At 61.0% G+C, this 21,344-nt stretch carries 23 protein-coding genes; 13 read left to right on the forward strand and 10 right to left on the reverse strand.

Annotated features, from left to right (window positions below):
• Positions 1–11: 11 nt before the first annotated feature.
• The gene (gene hemH, locus GN234_RS23325) at positions 12–1,037 is read left to right on the forward strand and encodes a ferrochelatase (protein WP_176689144.1); all 1,026 of its coding nucleotides are present in this window, start codon (positions 12–14) and stop codon (positions 1,035–1,037) included.
• A 142-nt stretch (positions 1,038–1,179) separates the two neighbouring features.
• Here hemH and GN234_RS23330 read toward each other — a convergent pair whose 3' ends face one another.
• On the reverse strand, positions 1,180–2,454 hold the full coding sequence (locus GN234_RS23330) for a uracil-xanthine permease family protein (protein ID WP_109754900.1): 1,275 nt from the start codon (positions 2,452–2,454) through the stop codon (positions 1,180–1,182).
• Between the two features lie 2 nt (positions 2,455–2,456).
• Positions 2,457–3,095 carry a uracil phosphoribosyltransferase gene (gene upp, locus GN234_RS23335; RefSeq protein WP_003185330.1) on the reverse strand — a complete coding sequence of 213 codons (639 nt, stop codon included), beginning with the start codon at positions 3,093–3,095 and terminating at the stop codon, positions 2,457–2,459.
• A gap of 173 nt (positions 3,096–3,268) precedes the next feature.
• Between upp and GN234_RS23340 the strand changes: the two genes are divergently transcribed.
• On the forward strand, positions 3,269–3,826 hold the full coding sequence (locus GN234_RS23340; protein WP_060614135.1) for a hypoxanthine-guanine phosphoribosyltransferase: 558 nt from the start codon (positions 3,269–3,271) through the stop codon (positions 3,824–3,826).
• Between the two features lie 3 nt (positions 3,827–3,829).
• A complete protein-coding gene (locus tag GN234_RS23345; protein ID WP_109754899.1) occupies positions 3,830–4,303 on the forward strand; it encodes a WbuC family cupin fold metalloprotein in 474 nt (157 codons plus the stop codon).
• A 135-nt stretch (positions 4,304–4,438) separates the two neighbouring features.
• On the opposite strand, the gene dauA is transcribed toward GN234_RS23345, so the two are convergent.
• Positions 4,439–6,181, reverse strand: a complete 1,743-nt coding sequence (gene dauA, locus GN234_RS23350) for a C4-dicarboxylic acid transporter DauA (protein ID WP_163856722.1) — start codon at positions 6,179–6,181, stop codon at positions 4,439–4,441.
• A 286-nt stretch (positions 6,182–6,467) separates the two neighbouring features.
• Between dauA and GN234_RS23355 the strand changes: the two genes are divergently transcribed.
• The 3 genes from GN234_RS23355 (at position 6,468) to GN234_RS23365 (ending at position 7,952) form a co-directional block, all read left to right on the forward strand.
• The gene (locus tag GN234_RS23355; protein WP_163856725.1) at positions 6,468–6,953 is read left to right on the forward strand and encodes a hypothetical protein; all 486 of its coding nucleotides are present in this window, start codon (positions 6,468–6,470) and stop codon (positions 6,951–6,953) included.
• 60 nt (positions 6,954–7,013) lie between these two features.
• A complete protein-coding gene (locus tag GN234_RS23360) occupies positions 7,014–7,301 on the forward strand; it encodes a PA4642 family protein (RefSeq protein ID WP_109754896.1) in 288 nt (95 codons plus the stop codon).
• Between the two features lie 186 nt (positions 7,302–7,487).
• Positions 7,488–7,952, forward strand: coding sequence for a hypothetical protein (locus GN234_RS23365; protein ID WP_176689145.1), 465 nt, complete (start codon positions 7,488–7,490; stop codon positions 7,950–7,952).
• A 54-nt stretch (positions 7,953–8,006) separates the two neighbouring features.
• Here GN234_RS23365 and mqo read toward each other — a convergent pair whose 3' ends face one another.
• A complete protein-coding gene (gene mqo / locus GN234_RS23370) occupies positions 8,007–9,512 on the reverse strand; it encodes a malate dehydrogenase (quinone) (RefSeq protein ID WP_116833437.1) in 1,506 nt (501 codons plus the stop codon).
• Positions 9,513–10,249: 737 nt separating this feature from the next.
• Positions 10,250–10,483: a hypothetical protein gene (locus GN234_RS23375; protein WP_109754893.1), complete on the reverse strand. Its 234-nt coding sequence runs from the start codon at positions 10,481–10,483 to the stop codon at positions 10,250–10,252.
• 184 nt (positions 10,484–10,667) lie between these two features.
• Here GN234_RS23375 and GN234_RS23380 point away from each other — a divergent pair, with 184 nt between their 5' ends.
• Positions 10,668–11,252 carry a YajG family lipoprotein gene (locus tag GN234_RS23380; protein WP_003205489.1) on the forward strand — a complete coding sequence of 195 codons (585 nt, stop codon included), beginning with the start codon at positions 10,668–10,670 and terminating at the stop codon, positions 11,250–11,252.
• A gap of 133 nt (positions 11,253–11,385) precedes the next feature.
• On the opposite strand, the gene GN234_RS23385 is transcribed toward GN234_RS23380, so the two are convergent.
• Positions 11,386–11,592 (reverse strand): hypothetical protein, encoded by a 207-nt coding sequence (locus GN234_RS23385; RefSeq protein ID WP_047735959.1) that lies wholly within the window; start codon positions 11,590–11,592, stop codon positions 11,386–11,388.
• A 340-nt stretch (positions 11,593–11,932) separates the two neighbouring features.
• Between GN234_RS23385 and GN234_RS23390 the strand changes: the two genes are divergently transcribed.
• On the forward strand, positions 11,933–12,214 hold the full coding sequence (locus tag GN234_RS23390; protein WP_109754892.1) for a hypothetical protein: 282 nt from the start codon (positions 11,933–11,935) through the stop codon (positions 12,212–12,214).
• A gap of 206 nt (positions 12,215–12,420) precedes the next feature.
• Here the strand turns inward: GN234_RS23390 and GN234_RS23395 are convergent, their stop codons facing one another.
• Positions 12,421–13,587 carry a 1-acyl-sn-glycerol-3-phosphate acyltransferase gene (locus GN234_RS23395; protein WP_109754891.1) on the reverse strand — a complete coding sequence of 389 codons (1,167 nt, stop codon included), beginning with the start codon at positions 13,585–13,587 and terminating at the stop codon, positions 12,421–12,423.
• A gap of 138 nt (positions 13,588–13,725) precedes the next feature.
• Between GN234_RS23395 and GN234_RS23400 the strand changes: the two genes are divergently transcribed.
• The 3 genes from GN234_RS23400 to GN234_RS23410 are packed head-to-tail and all read left to right on the forward strand — an operon-like array spanning position 13,726 to position 14,839.
• Positions 13,726–13,908 (forward strand): CPXCG motif-containing cysteine-rich protein, encoded by a 183-nt coding sequence (locus GN234_RS23400; RefSeq protein ID WP_109754890.1) that lies wholly within the window; start codon positions 13,726–13,728, stop codon positions 13,906–13,908.
• Between the two features lie 11 nt (positions 13,909–13,919).
• Positions 13,920–14,180, forward strand: coding sequence for a putative signal transducing protein (locus tag GN234_RS23405; protein WP_109754941.1), 261 nt, complete (start codon positions 13,920–13,922; stop codon positions 14,178–14,180).
• Between the two features lie 35 nt (positions 14,181–14,215).
• Complete coding sequence (locus tag GN234_RS23410) at positions 14,216–14,839, forward strand: SOS response-associated peptidase (protein WP_176689146.1); 624 nt, start codon at positions 14,216–14,218, stop codon at positions 14,837–14,839.
• A 196-nt stretch (positions 14,840–15,035) separates the two neighbouring features.
• Here GN234_RS23410 and GN234_RS23415 read toward each other — a convergent pair whose 3' ends face one another.
• The 3 genes from GN234_RS23415 to algW all read right to left on the reverse strand — a co-directional run bounded on the left by GN234_RS23415 (position 15,036) and on the right by algW (position 19,289).
• Positions 15,036–15,755 carry a DUF4198 domain-containing protein gene (locus GN234_RS23415; protein ID WP_176689147.1) on the reverse strand — a complete coding sequence of 240 codons (720 nt, stop codon included), beginning with the start codon at positions 15,753–15,755 and terminating at the stop codon, positions 15,036–15,038.
• 13 nt (positions 15,756–15,768) lie between these two features.
• Positions 15,769–17,874 carry a TonB-dependent siderophore receptor gene (locus GN234_RS23420; protein WP_176689148.1) on the reverse strand — a complete coding sequence of 702 codons (2,106 nt, stop codon included), beginning with the start codon at positions 17,872–17,874 and terminating at the stop codon, positions 15,769–15,771.
• Positions 17,875–18,128: 254 nt separating this feature from the next.
• Positions 18,129–19,289 (reverse strand): Do family serine endopeptidase AlgW, encoded by a 1,161-nt coding sequence (gene algW, locus GN234_RS23425; protein WP_109754886.1) that lies wholly within the window; start codon positions 19,287–19,289, stop codon positions 18,129–18,131.
• 104 nt (positions 19,290–19,393) lie between these two features.
• On the opposite strand from algW, the gene GN234_RS23430 reads away from it, so the two are divergent.
• The gene (locus GN234_RS23430) at positions 19,394–20,152 is read left to right on the forward strand and encodes a Nif3-like dinuclear metal center hexameric protein (protein ID WP_176689149.1); all 759 of its coding nucleotides are present in this window, start codon (positions 19,394–19,396) and stop codon (positions 20,150–20,152) included.
• A gap of 270 nt (positions 20,153–20,422) precedes the next feature.
• A complete protein-coding gene (gene cysD / locus GN234_RS23435) occupies positions 20,423–21,340 on the forward strand; it encodes a sulfate adenylyltransferase subunit CysD (RefSeq protein WP_003178041.1) in 918 nt (305 codons plus the stop codon).
• Positions 21,341–21,344 lie beyond the last annotated feature (4 nt).

Raw genomic sequence — 21,344 nt, forward strand, 5'->3', positions numbered from 1 at the left:
TAGGACGTTGCATGACCGATCACGCGTTGCTTCTGGTGAATCTGGGTTCGCCTGCCTCCACTTCGGTGGCCGATGTGCGCCGCTACCTCAATCAATTCCTGATGGATCCGTATGTCATCGACTTGCCATGGCCGGTACGGCGCTTGCTGGTGTCGCTGATTCTGATCAAGCGTCCCGAGCAGTCGGCTCATGCCTACGCTTCGATCTGGTGGGAGGAGGGGTCGCCGTTGGTGGTGCTCAGTCGTCGGCTGCAACAGGCCATGACCGTGCAGTGGACCCAGGGCCCGGTGGAACTGGCGATGCGTTATGGCGAGCCGTCCATTGAATCGGCGCTGGTGCGCCTGGCGAGCCAGGGGCACAAAAAGATCACCCTGGCGCCGTTGTACCCGCAGTTCGCTGACAGTACCGTCACCACGGTGGTCGAGGAAGCGAAGCGGGTTGTGCGGGAAAAGAAGCTTAATGTGCAGTTCTCGATTCTCCAGCCGTTCTACGACCAGCCGGAGTACCTCGACGCCTTGGTGACCAGCGCCAAGCCCTACCTGATGCAGGATCACGATCACCTGCTGTTGAGTTTCCACGGCTTGCCCGAGCGACACCTGACCAAGCTCGACCCAACGGGGTTCCATTGCTTCAAGGATGCCGACTGCTGCAAGAACGCACCGCCGGAAGTCATGGCCACCTGTTACCGCGCCCAGTGCATTCGCACGGCCGAACAGTTCGCCCAGCGCATGGGGCTCAAGGAGGGCCAGTGGTCGGTGTCGTTCCAGTCGCGGCTGGGCCGTGCCAAGTGGATCGAACCCTACACCGAAGCGCGCCTGGATGAGTTGGCCAAAAGTGGCGTGAAGAAAGTCTTGGTGATGTGCCCGGCGTTCGTGGCCGATTGCATCGAGACCCTGGAGGAAATCGGCGATCGCGGGCGCGAGCAATTCCGCGCGGCAGGAGGGGAGGAGCTGGTGCTGGTGCCGTGTCTCAACGACGAGTCGCAGTGGGCGAAGGCGTTGAGTACGTTGTGTGAGCGGGCGCCCATCGCTTTGTGAAATTCAAGGGCCCCATCGCGAGCAGGCTCGCTCCCACAGTGGATCTCGAGTGATCACAAAACTGGTGTTCACAACAGATCCCATGTGGGAGCGAGCCTGCTCGCGATAGCTATCTGACTGACAACAAAACCTCAAGCTCGAATCAGATCAGCGGCTCATCCGCCTTCTTCTGCTTCCAGCTGTCATTGCCCGGCAGCAGCAGGTTCAGGGCGATCGCCACTACCGCGCACAGCGCAATGCCTTTGAGGCCGAAGTCGTCCGGGCCGGTGCCGGTGCCCACCAGTACACCGCCGATGCCGAACACCAGGGTCACCGAAACGATCACCAGGTTGCGGGCTTCGCCCAGGTCGATCTTGTGGCGGATCAAGGTGTTCATGCCCACCGCCGCGATCGAACCGAACAACAGGCACAGGATCCCGCCCATCACTGGCACCGGGATGCTTTGCAGCAGCGCGCCGAACTTGCCGATGAACGCCAGGCTGATGGCGAAGATCGCCGCCCAGGTCATGATCTTCGGGTTGTAGTTCTTGGTCAGCATCACCGCACCGGTCACTTCGGCGTAGGTGGTGTTGGGCGGGCCGCCGAACAGGCCGGCGGCGGTGGTGGCGAGGCCGTCACCGAGCAGGGTGCGATGCAGGCCGGGTTTTTTCAGGTAGTCGCGACCGGTCACGCTGCCCACGGCAATCACGCCGCCGATGTGCTCGATGGCTGGCGCCAGGGCCACCGGTACGATGAACAGGATCGCCTGCCAGTTGAATTCAGGTGCAGTGAAGTTTGGCAGGGCGAACCACGGCGCGGCGGCGATTTTCGCGGTATCCACCACACCGAAGAAAAACGCCATGGCAAAGCCCACCAGCACGCCGGAAATGATCGGCACCAGGCGGAAAATACCTTTGCCGAACACCGCGACGATCAGGGTGGTGAGCAGGGCTGGCATCGAAATCAGCATCGCGGTTTGATAATGAATCAGTTCGGTGCCGTCGCCGGCCTTGCCCATCGCCATGTTGGCCGCAATCGGCGCCATGGCCAGGCCGATGGAAATGATCACCGGGCCAATGACCACCGGCGGCAGTAGCCGGTCGATGAAGCCGGTGCCCTTGATCTTCACCGCCAGGCCCAGGAAGGTGTAGACGAAACCCGCCGCCATCACGCCACCCATGGTCGCGGCCAGGCCGAACTGGCCCTTGGCGAGGATGATCGGTGTGATGAAGGCAAAGCTCGACGCCAGGAACACCGGCACCTGGCGTCCAGTGACGATCTGGAACAGGATCGTCCCCAGGCCGGCGGTGAACAGCGCCACGTTAGGGTCCAGCCCGGTGATCAGCGGCATCAATACCAGCGCGCCGAAGGCGACGAACAGCATCTGCGCGCCGGACAGGACCTGGCGCCAGAGCGGGTCGTTGAACTCGTCCTGCATGCTCAAGCGTCCTTCTGCTTGGTGCCGAAGATCTTGTCGCCGGCATCGCCCAGGCCCGGGATGATGTAGCCATGCTCGTTGAGTTTCTGGTCGATGGACGCGGTGTAGATGGTCACATCCGGGTGGGCGTCCTGCACGGCCTTGATGCCTTCGGGCGCCGCGACCAGCACCATGGCGCGGATGTCCCGGCAACCGGCTTTTTTCAACAGGTCGATGGTGGCGACCATGGAGCTGCCGGTGGCGAGCATCGGGTCGATGATCATCGCCAGGCGCTCGTCGATTTCCGGCACCAGTTTTTCCAGGTAGGTGTGCGCCTGCAGGGTCTGCTCGTTGCGAGCCACGCCCACGGCGCTGACCTTGGCCCCGGGGATCAGGCTCAGTACGCCCTCGAGCATGCCGATGCCGGCGCGCAGGATCGGCACCACGGTGATCTTCTTGCCGGCGATTTTCTCGACCTGGACCGTACCGGCCCAACCGTCGATTTCATAGGACTCCAGGGGCAGGTCCTTGGTGGCTTCGTAGGTGAGCAGCGCACCGACTTCCTGGGCGAGTTCACGGAAGTTCTTCGTGCTAATGTCAGCGCGGCGCATCAGGCCGAGTTTGTGTCTGATCAGCGGATGGCGGATCTCGAGGATGGGCATGGGGAAGGCTCCGGCGGCGGGCAAAAAAACCGGCCTAGATTAATCTATCCGAGGGTGTTGTCCTATAGACAATACAGAACGTTAGTCCACAAACGCTTGATCTGGCCGGGCGGGATGCGTACCTTTGCCGGCTTTTCCGAACCCGTCCCCCTCAATCTCTCCTGGAGAGCGCCATGTCCGCTGATCTCGAGCATATCCGTCAAATCATGCGAGAGGCTGACTGCCTGTACACCGAAGCTGAAGTCGAAGCGGCCATCGCCCGTGTCGGTGCGCAAATCAACGACCAACTGGCGGATGCCAACCCGGTGGTGTTCTGCGTCATGAACGGCGGGCTGATTTTCTCCGGCAAGCTGCTGACCTACCTGAACTTCCCCTTGGAAGCGTCCTACCTGCACGCGACCCGTTATCGCAACGAAACCAGCGGCGGTGATCTGTTCTGGAAAGCCAAGCCGGAAGTCTCGTTCATCGACCGTGACGTGCTGATCATCGACGACATCCTCGACGAGGGGCACACCCTGGGCGCGATCATCGATTTCTGCAAACACGCCGGCGCTCGTGCCGTGCACACCGCCGTGCTGATCGACAAGGATCATGACCGCAAGGCGCGGCCTGACTTGAAAGCCGATTTTGTCGGCCTGCCGTGCGTCGACCGCTACATCTTTGGCTACGGCATGGACTACAAAGGCTACTGGCGCAACGCTAATGGCATTTTTGCCGTCAAGGGGATGTAATCGATGACTCGGCCAAGTTTTCTGGAACGCGCACTGTTCGACGATTTGGCCGAAAAAGCTGCGGCCAGTCCTCGCGGGCGGCAGCACCATAATTTCCATGCGATGGACGAGCCGTGCCACCGCATGGCGGTGGGCTTGCAGCCTTCGACCTACATTCCACCGCACCGCCACCTGAGCGCCGACAAGGCGGAAACCTTGCTGGTACTCAAGGGCCGGTTGGGTGTATTGATCTTCGACGACGCCGGTGCGGTGGTGGATAAGCGCATCCTGCAGGCCGGTGGCGATTGCCTCGGGGTCGACCTGCCAGCCGGCGTGTATCACGGCTTGGTGGTGCTGGAAGCCGACAGCCTGATGTTCGAATGCAAGGCCGGCCCATACCGGCCTGTGGGCGAGGGCGAACTGGCTGACTGGGCGCCCCGCGAAGCCGAGCCAGGCGTGGCCGAGTACCAGGCCTGGATGCGCGCGCAGTTCGACTGAACGATGCGGCAGCAGGGCTTCTGTGGCGAGGGGATTTATCCCCGCTGGGTTGCGAAGCGACCCCGAGATTGTTGGTGTGCCCAAGAGCTTGCGAGTGCTCCGCACTCGAACGGGGATAAATCCCCTCGCCACAGATCAGACAAATCTTGAATGAGCGGCGCTGCCGGCTGCGAGCCATTTTTCGCTTTTGACCCGCGCCTGCTCCAGGGTTTGCACATACGCCAATTGGCGCTGCTCGCGATGAATGCCGGCACGGCGCAATTTCAGGCGCACCCGGGGGGCGGTCGCCACCAGGATCAGGCCGATGCCCTGCTTGCGATAGTCTTTCAGGATATTTTCAAAAGCGGCCAGCGCGGTCATGTCCAGCATCGGCACGGCGCTCATTTCCACCACCACCACGCGCACCCCCGGATCGAACCTGCGCAGCACATCCAGGGCTTTTTCGGCTGCACCGAAGAACAGCGGCCCACGGATTGCGTAGCAGCGTACATGCTCGGGCATGTCCAGCAAGGCTTGATGGAAGTGACGAGGCAGTTCGGCGCTGTCCGTCAGCTCGCTCATGCGCTTGATGAACAGGCCGGCGGCCAGCAGCAGGCCGACGGCAACCGCCATGACCATGTCGAACAAAACGGTCAGGCTCAGGCAGGTCAGCAGCACCAGTACGTCGCTGCGCGGCGCAATGCGCAACGTGTGCAGGACATGCCCGGCTTCGCTCATGTTCCAGGCAACTATCACCAGCAGTGCCGCCAGGGCAGCCATGGGCAAGTAACTGAACAACGGCGCCAGCAGCACCATCGCCAGCAGTACCACGAGGCTATGAATGATCGCGGCCAGCGGTGAAGAGGCGCCACTGCGCACATTGGTCGCGCTACGGGCAATGGCCGCCGTGGCGGTGATACCACCGAACAGCGGCGCCACGACGTTACCCAGGCCTTGGCCGATCAGCTCGGCGTTGGGGTCGTGCTTGCTGCCGGTCATGCCGTCCGCCACCACGGCGCACAGCAGCGATTCGATGGCGCCAAGCATGGCAATGGCGAAGGCCGGGCCCAGCAATTGGCGGAGCAGGTCATAGGACAGCACCAGGGGATGGCCCTGGCCATCTGGCAGGTTCCATGGCCAGTCAAAGCGCGGCAAAAACGGCGGGATACCGGGATGGCTGATGCCATCGACCACATAGCTGAAACGCTCACCCAATGTCGCAACCGGCCAACCGCCGCGTTCCAGCACCAGTCCCAATAGCGCCCCGACCAGCAAGGCCACCAGATGCCCGGGAACCCGTGGTACCCAGCGTGGCCAGGCAATCAGCACCGCCAGGCAACTGATGCCGATGATGCCATCGCCGAGTCGGGCACTGGGCAGCGCCACGATCAATTCGCCCAGCTGTTCGATGTAGTGCTTGGCTTGCCCGACGGTGGTCAGCCCCAGCAGATCCTTCAGTTGCAAGGTGGCGATGACCACGCCGATCCCGGCGGTAAAGCCGAGGATGACCGGATAGGGAATGTATTGGATCAGTCGCCCGGCGCGCATCAATCCCAAGGTGATCAGAATCAGGCCGGCGAGCATGGTGCACAACAACAGGCCACCGAGGCCGTATTGTTGGGTAATGGGCAGCAGGATCACCACGAACGCCGCCGTCGGCCCGCTGACGTTGAAGCGCGAGCCGCCGGTGAGGGCGATCAAGGGCGCGGCCACCAACACCGTGTACAAGCCGTGTTGCGGCGGGACGCCGACGGCAATTGCCAGGGCCATGGCCAGTGGGATGGCGATAATACCGACGGTCAGCCCGGCCACCAGATCGCCGCGCAGGCGTTCAAGGGTGTAACCGGCGCGCCAGCTTTGGCGCCAAGCGGCGAATAACGGTGGGGCGGAGAAAGACATGGGTACTCCACGCACGAAAGAAAGGAAACCCCCTGAGCCTTGGCAAACACAGGACCCGTGGCGAGGGAGCTTGCTCCCGCTCGAGTGCGTAGCGCTCGCAAAATTCTGGGGCAACTGCGCAGCCCGGCGGGAGCAAGTTCCCTCGCCACAAAGGCATACACCTGCTGGGCAAGGCTGATGGCTCTCTGAGTATGCCGCGCTCGTCGTGTGTAAGTATTGATCCGGGTCGTTATTTTTACCGTCCAGGCTCATGCTAGAGTGCCAGGCCAAGACCCTGGAGCCTGTCATGAGTGTATCGATTCGCCGTTGTGCCGCGTTGCTGCTGATCTCCAGCCTGCCCCTGGCAGCCGTTGCCGCGCCGATGCACAGCCAGTTCCTGCCCCCCGATGACCTGGTGGTGCGCCAGGAGCAGCCTGAACAGCAGCAATTGCTGCAAGTGACCGAGTATTCGGTGGTGCTGGGTAACCAGCGTCAGTCCAACCAGCAACCGATACCGGTCACTTCTCCCTTGCTGGTACGCCTCAAGGGCAAGCCGATGAACAAGGGGGCCACCCTCAACCAGGTGATCCTCAACTTCGACGGCGAAAGCAAGAGCCTGAAGAAGCCGGTCTTCGACGAGGCGAGCAAGACCCTGACGCTGTCTTATCCACAGGCCCAGTACCGGGTGGTCATCGATCTGTTGCGCAACAACACGGTCTACGTGCAGTTTCTCACCTATGCCAATGGTCATATCTGGGCCGACCTGCACACCGGTGCCGAACGCCCGCGTTGAGCCTGGGCGTTGCCGGGGGTAAACTGCCCGCCCCGTGAACTGTGCGAGCTGGAGCCGGCAATGCGTAAAGACAAGAAACAAGTGATTGGCGACGAGATTGGCGATGAACAGATCAAGCTGTTCCTCAATTTCGAACCGGTCGATGCCACTTCGCCGTCGCTGCACAAACTGATCAAGGCCTACCGTGGCCTGCGGGTCGACGATTTCGAGCGCTTCCTGACGTTTTTCGTCGAAGCCGGTCATGACCTCAATGGCAAGGATGAGCATGGCAACGATTTCGTGGCGTTGGTCCAGGACCAGCGCAATGCCGAGGAATATATCGAGTTGATCAAAAAAGCGCGTGGCTGATTGCGTTAAAGTATTGTCAGCGCCCTTCGGGGCGTTTGAAGTTCCGTCAGTGTTCCTGCGTTTTATTCAACCGGGTCCGAAAGGTTATGTCACCATTCGGGCTGTTTTGTTTTAACTGCATTTCCATTACTTTTGCACTGAAGCCAAGTGGCTTCAGTCTAATTGTTCAATGGAGTTGTATTTATCATGGAAGATAAAAGCAGATATATCGCCGGGGCGTTATTGTCTCTGGTCGGTTGTACGGCAAGTTCGGTTTCCAGTGCGTTCGATGAGATCGTCAATGTGGAAATCTTCAATGCAACGTCAGCGGTCATCGTACCGGGCAGCGATTTCACGTGGTCCCTGGCCCCGGAAAACGCAGGCCACAGCTTTTCGGTGAATCCCGGTGAGAGCCAGGAGCTAACCTATTACCTGCCCCAGTCGCGCGCCGAACGGGAATCGTTTACCTACACTCAAGGAAGGCACACCTGTCATTTCAGTTTCGGGCATATCGCCAGAGCGCCGTTGAGCGACCAGCAGACAATGCCTTATCTTCGCTGGGCTGAAGCGAAGCCGGCAGGTTCTTGTAGCGCAGAGTTATTGGAAGTCGAAGATGACGACGATTATGTTCGTCATGGCGGAAGTCGCGTCAAGTTCAGCATGAAGTCATAACGCGGATAATAAAAAGCCTCCCGTTTGCGCGGGAGGCTTTTTATAAGTGCAGTATCAGGCGTAACTTTGAGCCTTGTTGTCTTCAACCAATTCCAACGCAATGTTGTTTTGCGCGTTGATCTTGCGATACAGCGCTGCGTCGGTTTCCAGCACTTTTTCCCGGGCCGGGAAGATCTCTGCGAGCTTGGCAGCCCATTCGCCCTTGGCCTTGTCCGGGAAGCAGCGTTCGATCAGTTCCAGCATGATCGACACGGTCACCGAAGCACCCGGCGATGCGCCGAGCAGGGCGGCGAGGGTGCCGTCCTTGGCTGCCACCAGTTCGGTGCCGAACTGCAGGACGCCACCTTTCTTCGGATCCTTCTTGATGATCTGCACCCGTTGGCCGGCCACTTCCAGGCGCCAGTCCTCGGCTTTCGCCTCGGGGTAGAAGCGCCGCAGGGATTCCAGGCGTTGTTCCATGGACTGCATCACTTCGCTGATCAGGTACTTGGTCAGGTCCATGTTGTCCCGGGCCACGGCCAGCATCGGGCCGATGTTGCCGGCGCGTACCGACAGTGGCAGGTCCATGAGCGAGCCGTGCTTGAGGAACTTGGTGGTGAAGCCGGCGTACGGCCCGAACAGTAGGGACTTCTTGCCATCGACCACACGCGTGTCCAGGTGCGGTACCGACATGGGCGGCGAACCCACGGCCGCCTGGCTGTAGACCTTGGCCTGGTGGTGCTTGACCACTTCCGGGTTGTCGCAACGCAGCCACTGGCCGCTGACCGGGAAGCCGCCGAAGCCCTTGCTTTCCTCGATGCCCGAAGCCTGAAGCAGCGGCAACGCTGCGCCGCCGGCGCCCAGGAACACGAACTTGGCGTCGACGTCGCGGCTGCTGCCGGAATTGACGTCCTTGATGCTCACGGTCCAGCCACTGCCGTTACGCTTGAGGCCGGTGACGCGCTTGCAGTATTTGACCTGGGTGTCCGGGGCGCTGGTCAGGTGCTTGAGCAACTGGTTGGTCAGGGCGCCGAAGTTGACGTCGGTACCGTTCATGACACGGGTCGCGGCGATGACTTCGTCGGTCGGCCGGCCAGGCATCATCAGCGGCATCCACTCGGCCATCTTGGCCTTGTCTTCGGTGTATTCCATGTCGGCGAAGGCGTGATGCTGGCGCATCAGCTCGAAGCGCTTCTTCAGGAACGACACGCCTTTCTCGCCTTGCACGAAGCTCAGGTGTGGCACCGGGGCGATGAAGGACTTGGAGGAGCCGAACGTGCCTTTTTGAGTCAGGTACGTCCAGAACTGCTTCGACACCTCGAACTGGGTGTTGATGTGCACGGCTTTCTTGATGTCGACAGTGCCGTCGGCCGCCTGGGGCGTGTAGTTGAGCTCACACAGCCCGGCGTGGCCGGTGCCGGCGTTGTTCCACGGGTTGGAACTCTCCGCGGCACCGGAATCCATCAGCTCGACGACTTCCAGCGAAATCGCGGGGTCGAGCTCCTTGAGCAGGACGGCCAGGGTGGCACTCATGATGCCGGCCCCTACCAGAACTACATCGACTGCTTCGTTATGCGCCATTTAACGCGTCTCCAAAATCTGCAGCACCAAATTGTCGGCATAGCGGCCAGGAGTGGCGGGGCAGGTCAGTTGCGCCCCAGTTATCCATGGCCAGGATCGCCATGTCCGAATCTTCGCAATTTTTCGCACCTACTGCGGATGCATGCAGCCTGGCCTCAAGAGTCACATGAACTCATTTAAGCGCCGGGCAGGCAATTCGACTTATGGCCGAGACATCCGTTCGTGCAAGCAAATCCGTAGCGGACAGGCTTCAGGCGCCGGTTCTTGAGCGATATCCGGTCCTGTGTCGTTGGGCTGTTTCAGACGCTAATGGTGCTTGTTCAGACGCAAAACTCTTCATTTGCTCGCCACACTCTCGTGAAGTTGTGAAAACCCGTTTTTTCACGCTCTTTTGAAGACGTGAACCTCAAAAAAGGGCTGTCCCAGCCTGGCACTGCGCCCGGTTTGGTTGCCCCCATGTAGTACATGACAGGCAAAACGGGCAGACAGCTCAGTGACCGAGCGTAATGACAGCTCTGCAGATTCGCGAAAAGTGGGGATTTGCCTGAAGAACAGCAAGCGCGCCAGCTTCACTCGATCTGTGTGGGCGGCTCTCTGTGGGCGTTGCGGGGTGCCAATACCAGCGCATCAGCGGTGTTGCGAGGCCCGATCAGGAGACGTCCTTATAATCGGGGGGAGATTGTATCGAAGAAACGCAGGGAAATGGTCGTGTTTAATGACTTTTATTAGCCGTCTGGTCAGATGGTCAACAGCTGTCGGTTGCGTGGGCGAGCACTAAGCGGTTGCACGCGGGCGCTGGCGGGCAATGGCTGGTGCAACCAGTTGAGACGAATCTCGTCGATTTCCACCCAGCCTTCGCCCATGGGTTGCAGGCTACATTGCTTGAATGCCTGGCAACGGCCATTGCGATCGAGCAGGGCGAAGCTGCGGTGATGTGGGCGTGGGGTGAACAGGGAAATAAGGAAGCGCATGATCGAATACCGGGTCAGGGAGCTTGGGATAAGCCTGACAGCGGGCCATGACATGCCGGTGTAAGGACCGTGACAATGGGGTGACAGGAACCGGCAGCCACGGCCCGTGTCAGACATCTGGTTCACGGCGATGGCGCACCGCTATACTGCCGGCTTGTTTGTGCCCGATTCTGGAGAGAAGAGCATGTTGCAACGCCTGTTGTTCGGTTTGATCGCTGTGACCAGTCTGACCCTCGTCGGCTGCGCCCACAGCCCGCAACAACTTAACCCGGAGCCCAAGCTCAACGCCCAGTTGGCGCCTGTGGGTCGTGGCCAACCGGTGGTGGTGCGGGTCGTGGACGGTCGTCCGTCGCCGACGCTCGGCACCCGTGGCGGGTTGTATCCGGAAACCAGCGTGATCACGGTGCAGGGCGCGCAGATCCTGCCCAAGCTGCAGGCCCAGGCTGAAGCCGCGGTGCGTTTGCTCGGTTTCACGCCGACCGCCAATGCCTTGAATGCCCCGCAACTGACCGTGACCCTGGCCGAGCTCAAGTACCAGTCGCCCAAGGAAGGCATGTACGTGACCGAAGCCACCATCGGCGCGACCTTCCGCTCCGACGTGCAGAACGCCAACCGCCGCTACAGTGGTCGTTACGGTGCTTCCCTGGACCAGCGCTTCGGCATGGCACCTAACCAGGACACCAACACCAAGCTGGTCAGCGACGTCTTGAGCGATGCCCTGACCCGGCTGTTCAAGGACCCGACCATTGGCCAGGTGCTGGCAGAGTAAGTAATACGTCCGATAACCCCTGTGGGAGCGAGCCTGCTCGCGATAGCGGAGTGTCAGCCACTTTAGTATTGACTGATCCACCGCCATCGCGGGCAAGCCTTGCTCCCACAGGGGTTTTTTATGGGTGATATTCTCAGGCTGCCTGGGAATACAGCTCCAGCACACTGATCCCGGTCAGCAGGTCGGTCTCTGGAAGGTCGGCATGTTGATGGCCGCCGAGGGCGCAATACACCAGCCAATGTCGGTCCTGCACGTTGAAGGACAGGCTGTCGACGAGGTTCTGTTGTTCGTCGCTCGGGCTGATGAGATAGAGGCGATCCTGGTTTTCGGCGTGCAGCATGACGGGTTCCGGGCAAGTTTGAAGGGCGACAGAGTGGCCTAATCAGATGACGAAACCGTGACGCAAAGAATTATGATGGATTGAACCTTTCTCTTGTGGCGAGGGGATTTATCCCCGTTCGAGTGCGCAGCACTCGCAAGCTCTTGGGCGCTGCAGAAATCCTGGGGCCGCTTCGCAGCCCAGCGGGGATAAATCCCCTCGCCACAAAATCACTGGGTCATCACCGCAGGGGATCGTTACTGGTCGGAAAAAACGGCGCAGGGCGGCAGGCTTTCGGTAGAATCCGCGCCCTGTTCGTAGGCCCGGATGTGTCCTGTCCGTTTTTCGCTTGAGGTTCGTGATGTCGTCGCATCTGCTTTCGTTGTTCGCCGCCCACCCCGCCAAACTGATCAACCTGCTGGCGTTGCTGTTTGCCTGCCCGGGTGGTTGGGTGTTGCATGCCACGCGTCGCCGTGAACAACGGGCGCGGGCCTGCCTTGAAGCGCGCAATCGCGAAGGTAATGAACGATTCGAAGCTCTGCTGGACCTGGCCACCCAGCGGATGAACCGGTTTTTCTACCGGTTTGGCTTTGGCTGCCTGGCGCTGGCGTTGCTGGTGTCGTGGATCAGTACGCAGTTCTGATGGCGTAGCCGTTTTGATCGGGGACCTGTGGCGAGGGGGGATTTATCCCCGTTGGGCTGCGTAGCAGCCCTGATCGGTTTGATGTGATCGACCTGACTCACCGAGCTGTCAGGGTTTGGGTCTGCTGCGCAGCCCAGCGGGGATAAATCCCCTCGCCACAGCAAGCTCCCTCGCCACAGGGGAACCCTTGTCCTCAGACCTATCGCTTAAAGCGCCAGCCCCGCCTTGACCCGATACTGATTACGCACCGGCGTCGCATATTGCAGCACCAGAAATGGCCGGTGTTCCGGTGGGCAGGCGTCCAGCCGGCGTTGCCATTCCTGTTCGGCCTTGGCCAGCTCTTCGGCGCCAAACACCTCGGCCGCTGTCGGAACCTGCAACTGCGGGTCGGCGTCGGCCCATTGGGCGTAGGCCAGGTAATGCACCGGGAACAGCCGGTAGCCGCCGAGAATCTGCCGGTCCATCTCCTGGGCCAATTGCTTGGTGTCCTCGTAGAACTCGGTGATCGGCGCGGCGAAGTTCACGTGGACCCGGCCCTTGTAGCCGGTGATGCCCTTGGCGATGCTCACGTCGTCCTCGCCTGGCGCCTTGGTGTAGGTGCCGGTGGTGGCGCGGATGTACAACTCGCGGGCCTTGGCCTGGTCGCACGGGTCGTATTCGTAGCTGATCGACACTGGTGTGAGGTTCAGCGACTGGATCACCTCGCCGAACGGCTCGTCCTTGCGGCTCATGTGGAACATCTTGAGGATCGCCGATTCGGTCCGGTCGTCACCGTCCTTGGCCCGCCCTTCGGCCTGGGCGATCCAGATCGAGGCGCAGTCGTTGCGGATCGAATGGTTGATGTACGCCGACAACAATTGGTACGCCGCCATTTTTTCCCGGCGTCCGGTGATGGAGCGGTGCACGATGAAGCTCTTGTTCAGGCGCATCAGGTCGCTGACAAAGGGCTTTTGCAGCAGGTTGTCGCCAATGGCGATGCGCGGCGTCGGCAGGCCGGCGTGGTACACCGCGTAGTTGACGAAGGCCGGGTCCATCACGATATCGCGGTGGTTGGCGATGAACAGGTACGCACTGCCCGACTTGAATTGCTCCACCCCGGTGTAGGTCACGCCATCGGTGGCGCGCTCGATGGTGTGGTCGACGTAGAACTCCACCTTGTCCTGCAACGTGGCGACCGACGTCACACCAGCGAACTCACGGCGCAATCTTTGCGCTATAAGGGGTTTGAGCATCCAGCCGAAGGCGCCGGCCAGGCGTGGGAAGCGGAAGTGGGTGAGGATATCTAGAAACGCCTTGTCGCCGAGCAGCCGTGCCAGCACCGCTGGGACTTCACTGTCGTCGTAAGGTCGGATGGCATCGAATTCGCCCATCATGCTCTCTTGTTGGAAACGGCTAGGGTAAGTAAAGGTTCGATCAAAAAACGACGGGGCACGGTCTGGAAGATAAGCCAGACAAAAATAGCCCTGCAAATAGACCGGCGATTATACGCACAAGTCACCTGGGAGACCGCGATGCTGGAAACCGCTCTGTATGAATGTCCGTATTGTGGCGAGGAAGTGGAGACTTCGGTGGATCTGTCCGGTGGCGATCAGACCTATATCGAGGACTGCCAGGTCTGTTGTCGCCCGATAACTTTTGTACTGCAGGTCCACGGTGAAGAGTGGCATCTCGAGGTCTTTAGCGAAAACGAGTGATGGGGGCGTCCATGCGACGAATCTATGAGCTGGAAAATCTGATGGAAGGCGAGTTGCTCCAAGGCATGCTCGCCAGCGAAGGCATCACGGCGCACCTGGTGGGGCGTGATCTGCTGGGCGGTGCCGGGGAACTGCCGATGCACGGGCTGTTGGGGCTGGCGGTGGAGGACGATCAGGCGCAATACGCCCGGGAGTTGATCGCCGAGTACAATGCCGCGCTGCCATTGCCCGGCGATGAACCGGACAGTTACCCCGGCACGCTGGTCTGCTAGGCTGGCGGCCGTTTGATCAAGAGTCGTGTTGCCCCATGTGTGGACGTTATGCCCTGTTTCGCTGGAACCCCGCCTTCGCGGCCCTGCCCGGTTTTCCCGCCGATCAGAAGGCCCAATGGAATATTTCGCCCAACGATTCGGTGCTGATGCTGCGGGCCGGCGCCGATGGCCAGCGCGAACTGGCCCGAGCGCGCTGGGGCTTGACGCCACCGTGGCTGACCGACCTGTCCCGCACCCCGGCCCATGCCCGGGCTGAAACCGTGGCCGAGCAGCCGATGTTCCGTGAGGCCTTGCGCCTGCGCCGCTGCCTGCTGCCGGCCAATGGTTTCTATGAATGGCGTGGCGGCACGCGCAAGCGTCCGTACTGGCTGACACCGGGGGAGGGTTCGTCGTTATTCTTTGCCGCGATCTGGGAGGCGTATCCGGTGCAGGAGCAGGTGTGGCTGAGCACGGCGGTCATCACCCAACCGGCGGCGGGTCAACGTCGGCCATTGATCCTGGACGAAGAAGGCCAGCGCCTGTGGCTCGATCCCGCAACCCCGCTGCATGCCTTGCAAGGGCTGCTGGCCAGCGAACTGGCGCCACTGCGCGAGCGAGTGCTGGCCAACATGGTCAATGATCCGAAGCTCAACGGGCCGGAGTGCTTGACCCCGGCTTGAGTTTTGCGGCGATTGTACTGGCCTCATCGCGAGCAGGCTCGCTCCCACAGTGGATTGCTGGTGTACTCAAATTTCCCTTATATCCGCGATCCCTGTGGGAGCGAGCCTGCTCGCGATGGCGTCGTGTCAGTCAACCTCAATGCTGGCTGATCTGTCGTCATCGCGAGCAGGCTCGCTCCCACAATAGATTCGGGGGTTACTCGTGATGCGGTTCACCGAGGAAGGTCAACGAGGTGAACACGCCGCGCGTGGCCACGTCCTTGTCGTCCTTGAGCGCAATTTCCATCTGCGCCGCGATCACGTTCAAGCCTTCGTTGCGCACCAACACCTTGGCCCGGCCTTCCGCGTCAGTTTCCGTCGATACGGTGTTTGGCGCGCTGCGGTAGTCGCCCACCAGCTTCACCCCGGCCGCCGGTTTGCCATCCAGCAGCACCCGTACCGGCAATGACTGGCCCGGCCCGACGGTCAGCGGGTCGACTTCCGGCAGGATCACGAACTTGATCGGTGCAAGCGCCGGCAGTTTTGCCCCCGGCTCATAGATCGCCAGGCTGTACTTGAACGTGTGGGTCGATTCAATCGCTCCGGGCACTTTGCTGCGGCCTTCGTTGATCCACTTCTTGTCGGCGGTCTGCGACCACATGCCGTTGTCCAGCGCCACCGCCAGCACGGCCGGCGGCTTGAGCGTTTGCAGGCGGGCGTGGTCCGGCAGGCGCTCCACGGTGACGGGGATCATCTTGCCGCCCAGGTCATAGGCCCAGGCGCCGCTGACTTTCTGCGCTTTGAAGGCGTTGTCTTCGGCACCGTGACCGTAGACCACTTCGATGTTGCCGCGCCGCTGTTCGGTCCACAGGCCATGGGCCGAGGCCTGTGTGGCCAGGAGCAGGCCGAGCAGGGCGAAGGTCTTGGGGTGTTTCATGTCGATTTTCCTTTTATAGCGCGAGGGTGAGACTGACAGTGAAGTTGCGCGGCTCGCCGGGGGTGACCCAGTAGTTGCTGTAGGAGCGCTCGTAGTATTTTTCGTCGAAGACGTTGTTCAGGTTGAGGCCCACGGTGACGTCATCGCTGGCCTTGTAATGGGCCAGCAGGTCGACTGTGTGGTAGGCCGGCAGTTCGAAATCCTTGCCGGCCTCGCCCGAGCGATCCCCAACGTAAGTGAATGCCGCGCCGACGTCCGAGCCGCGCAGGTGGCCGTCCTGGAATTCGTAGACCCCCAGCACGCTGCCGCTGTGTTTGGCGACGCCGAGGATCCGGCTGCCGGTGGGAATCTGCTGGTCGCCCTTGGTCACTTCGGCATCGATGTAGGCGAAGGCGCCGATCACCCGTACGGCATCGGTCACTTGCCCGGTGAATTGCAGGTCGATGCCTTGGCTGCCAGCCTTGCCCACGGCCCGGCTGAAGTCGGTCCCGGCGACCGGGCTCAGGACGTTTTCCTTCTCTATATGGAACGCCGCCAGGGTGGTGCTCAGGCGGTCGTCGAACAATTCGCTCTTGATTCCCACTTCATAGCCGACGCCTTCCTCGGGATTGAAAGATTTGCCGTCGGCATCCAGACCGCTATTGGGCTTGAATGAAGTGGAGGCGTTGGCGAACAGACCCACCTGGGGCGTCAGTTGATACAGCAGGCCGGCTCGTTGCGTCAGGGCGTCGTGGCGCTGGCGGCTGGTGCGATCACGGGTGTGGTCGTCGATGCTCTGCTCGAAATGCTCGTAGCGCACGCCGAGCAGGCCCCGCAGTTTGTCGGTGAAGACGATCTGGTCCTGCAGGTTCAGCGCGCGGCTTTGCACATGTTCGAAGAAGTCTGTGCCGGTACGAGCACCATTGGGTTTCGGCTGGCCGTAGATCGGCTGGTAGATGTCGATGGGGTAGGTGCCGCCGCCGATGGTGGTCACGCGCTCGTTCTTGCGGTAGTCCTCATATTCGCTGCCGATCAGCAGTTCGTGCTGCCACGGGCCGAGGTCGAACAGGCCACGCAATTCCAGTTGGGTGATGCTGTCGTGCCAATTGTTGTCACGCTCGCGATAGCGGCGGTTCACCGTATGGCCGTCGGCGTTCAGCGGGCGCGCTTCGGAGGCGAAACCCCAGAGTTCACCCTGTTTGTAATGGCTGGCCAGGCGCAGTTGCCAGGTGTCGTTGAGCTGATGTTCGAGGGCGGCCTGGAGCATGTTGTTGTGATTGTCGATATCGCCGTCGTTGGGTTCGCCCAGAAAGGTCGAGCGGGAAACGCCGCTCCAGCGATTGTCCGGGGCGACGATGCCGCGGTCGAAGGTTGAGCTGTGGCGCACGATTTCGCTTTCCACCAACAACCGCGTGTCGGGGTTCAACTGCCAACTGATGGAAGGGGCGACGAAGACGCGCTTGCTGTCGACGTGATCGCGAAAGCTGTGATTGTCCTCGACCGCCAGGTTGACCCGCGACAACAAGTGGCCTTCGGTATCCAGTGGCGTGTTGACGTCCAGCGCGGTGCGATAGCGATCCCAACTGCCGGCGCTGGTCTGCAGGGTGGTGAAGGCTTCAGGCTGGGGTTTCTTGGTGACGATGTTTACCGTGCCACCCGGGTCGCCTCGCCCATACAGGCTGGCGGCGGGGCCCTTGAGCACTTCGATGCGTTCGATGTTGGCCGCGTCCGGGGTGCTTGGGTAGCCGCGGTTGGCGCTGAAACCATCCTTGTAGAACTCCGACGTCGTGAAGCCGCGCACGCTGTATTCGTAGAGCGTCAGGCCACCGAAGTTGTTTTGTTTCGACACGCCGCCGGCATATTCCAATGCCCGTTCGACGTTGGTGCTGCCCAGGTCCTTGAGCACGCTTGCGGGAATCACGCTGATCGATTGCGGGATGTCGCGCAGGGCCGTATCGGTTTTGGTGGCACTGGCGGAGCGGGTGGCGCGGTAGCCCGTCACGGGGCCGGTGGGCGATTCGTACTCGGATGTGACGCTGATGGCGTCCAGTTCCACGGGCTGGGTTTCTTCGGCGTAGGCGGGATCGCCGAGCAGACCCAGGGCGAGGCTGGCAACGGAAATCCGTTTCAGGGATGACATGTTATGTTGTTCCAATTTTTAGTATTGAAACAATATAACACTACTAATGAGAATTTATGCTATTCCTGATTTTCAGAAAAAGTAGCGCCAGACGCTGTTTTCGTGGCGAGGGGAGCTTGCTCCCGCAGGGCTGCGAAGCAGCCCCAACAGGATTGATGCGATCAGTCTGGGTTTTTGCGGTGGCAGGTTCAGGACTGCTGTGCAGCCCAGCGGGAGCAAGCTCCCCTCGCCACGGGGATGGGGGCTGTTGCGGCTTACTGCTCTTCCTTGACCGCCGCTGGTGCGGGCGGTGGGCGCAGGCCGATTTCAGCGGTGAGCTTGAGCTCCTTGCCGTTGCGCATGACCTGGATGGTCACCTTGTCGGTGGGCTTGATCCGCGCCACCTGGTTCATCGAGCGGCGGCCATCGCCGGCCGGTTCGCCATCGATGCTCAGGATCACATCGCCCAACTGCAGGCCGGCCTTCTGCGCCGGGCCGTCGCGGAAAATCCCTGCCACCACGATGCCGGGCCGCCCGGACAAACCGAAGGACTCCGCCAGTTCCTGGGTCAGCGGCTGGACTTCAATCCCCAGCCAGCCGCGAATCACCTGGCCGTGTTCGATGATGGACTTCATCACCTCCATCGCCAGCTTCACCGGAATGGCGAAGCCGATGCCCTGGCTGCCACCGGACTTGGAGAAGATCGCCGTGTTGATCCCGGTAAGGTTGCCGTTGGCATCCACCAGCGCACCGCCGGAGTTGCCGGGGTTGATCGCGGCGTCGGTCTGGATGAAATCCTCGTAGTTGTTCAGGCCCAACTGATTGCGCCCGGTGGCGCTGATGATGCCCATGGTCACGGTCTGGCCAACGCCGAACGGGTTGCCGATGGCCAGGGTCACGTCGCCGATGCGGATGCTGTCGGAGCGGCCGATGGTAATGGCCGGCAGGTTCTTGAGGTCGATCTTCAGCACCGCGAGATCGGTTTCCGGGTCGCTGCCGATCACCCGGGCCAGGGTCTCACGACCGTCCTTGAGGGCCACCACGATCTGATCGGCACCGCTGGTGACGTGGTTGTTGGTCAAGATATAACCTTCCGGGCTCATGATTACGCCCGACCCCAGGCTCGACTCCATGCGCTTCTGCTTGGGCGAGTTGTCGCCGAAGAAACGCCGGAATTGCGGGTCTTCGAACAGCGGATGGCTGGGTTTGTTGATGACCTTGGTGGTGTACAGGTTCACCACGGCCGGCGCGGCGGTGGTCACGGCATCGGCGTAGGACACCGGCCCCTGTTGCACCGCCTTGCTTTGCGGCGCCTGCTGCAAGTTGACGTCGAGGCTCGGCAGCCCGACCCATTCCGGGTAGCGCTGGATAATCAGTAGAGCGACAAGCACGCCGGCCAACAGCGGCCAGCCGGAAAAACGCAGCGCCTTGAGCATTAAGCACGTCCTACAAAGGTTGCAGGCGGTATGAGACCGCCCATAATGTCGCGCATTATACGAGGCCGCGCGCGCCTCTGAACGGGATATTTAGGAGTCTTTTCATGGCCGTAGCCCTGAGCACCCTGGTCGAAGAAACGGACCGTTACCTGGCGAGCAGCCGGATTGCCGATTACTGCCCCAATGGCCTGCAGGTCGAAGGCGCGCCCCAGGTGATGCGCATTGTCAGTGGCGTCACCGCCAGCCAGGCTTTGCTCGACGCTGCAGTCGAGGCCGAGGCCGACCTGGTGCTGGTGCATCACGGTTATTTCTGGAAGGGCGAGAACCCCTGTGTCACCGGCATGAAACAACGTCGCCTGAAAACGTTGCTCAAGCATGACATCAGCCTGCTGGCTTATCACTTGCCGTTGGACCTGCACCCCGAGGTGGGCAATAACGTGCAACTGGCCCGTCAGTTGGACATCACCGTCGAGGGACCGCTGGATCCGGACAACCCCAAGATTGTCGGCCTGGTCGGTTCCCTGTCCGAACCGATGACGGCGCGGGACTTTGCGCGCAAGGTCCAGGAAACCATGGGGCGCGAGCCCTTGCTGATCGAAGGCGAGCAGATGATCCGCCGGGTCGGCTGGTGCACCGGCGGCGGCCAGGGCTATATCGACCAGGCCGTGCTGGCAGGCGTCGACCTGTACCTCAGCGGCGAGGCCTCGGAGCAGACATTCCACAGTGCGCGGGAAAACGGCATCAGCTTCATCGCCGCCGGGCACCATGCGACTGAGCGCTATGGTGTGCAGGCGCTGGGCGATTACCTGGCGCGACGCTTTGCCCTGGAACATATCTTCATCGATTGTCCGAATCCCATCTGACTAACGCTGAACTGAATGTGGAAGCGGGCCTGTGGGAGCAAAGCTTGCTCGCGATAGCGGTGTTGCATGTGCCGACGTCATCGCGAGCAAGCTTTGCTCCCACAGAGTTCACTGGCTCCCACAGAGGGCATTGCAATACCCGAACCACCAGGCATATCCATATGCTGTTTCGATCTAGTTGGCGCCCTGATTAGAAGAGGTCGCTGTGCTAGGATTCCCCGCTCGAACACGGCCCGCTGGCCGTTCATAAGAAAGTTTTCGTGAGTAGCCATGGTCGACAAACTGACGCATCTGAAACAGCTGGAGGCGGAAAGCATCCACATCATCCGCGAGGTGGCCGCCGAGTTCGATAACCCGGTGATGCTGTACTCCATCGGTAAAGACTCCGCCGTGATGCTGCACCTGGCACGCAAGGCGTTCTTCCCCGGCAAGCTGCCGTTTCCGGTGATGCACGTCGACACCCGCTGGAAATTCCAGGAAATGTACAAGTTCCGCGATCGCATGGTCGAAGAGCTGGGCCTGGACCTGATCACTCACGTGAACCCGGATGGCGTGGCCCAGGGCATCAACCCGTTCACCCACGGCAGTGCCAAGCACACCGACATCATGAAGACCGAAGGCCTCAAGCAGGCCTTGGACAAATATGGTTTCGACGCCGCGTTCGGCGGTGCCCGTCGCGATGAAGAGAAATCCCGTGCCAAGGAGCGCGTGTATTCGTTCCGCGACAGCAAGCACCGCTGGGACCCGAAGAACCAGCGTCCGGAGCTGTGGAACGTCTACAACGGCAAGGTCAACAAGGGCGAGTCGATCCGCGTGTTCCCGTTGTCGAACTGGACCGAGCTGGACATCTGGCAGTACATCTACCTCGAAGGCATCCCGATCGTGCCGCTGTACTTCGCCGCCGAGCGTGAAGTGATCGAGAAGAACGGCACGCTGATCATGATCGACGACGAGCGCATCCTTGAGCACCTGTCCGACGAAGACAAGGCCCGCATCGTCAAGAAGAAAGTGCGTTTCCGTACCCTTGGCTGCTACCCGTTGACGGGCGCGGTGGAGTCCGAGGCCGAAAGCCTGACGGACATCATCCAGGAAATGCTCCTGACGCGAACTTCCGAGCGCCAGGGCCGGGTCATCGACCACGATGGCGCAGGCTCGATGGAAGATAAAAAACGTCAAGGTTATTTCTAAGGGG

The organism is Pseudomonas bijieensis (genome assembly GCF_013347965.1).
In the GTDB taxonomy this organism is placed as follows: Bacteria; Pseudomonadota; Gammaproteobacteria; order Pseudomonadales; family Pseudomonadaceae; genus Aquipseudomonas; species Aquipseudomonas bijieensis.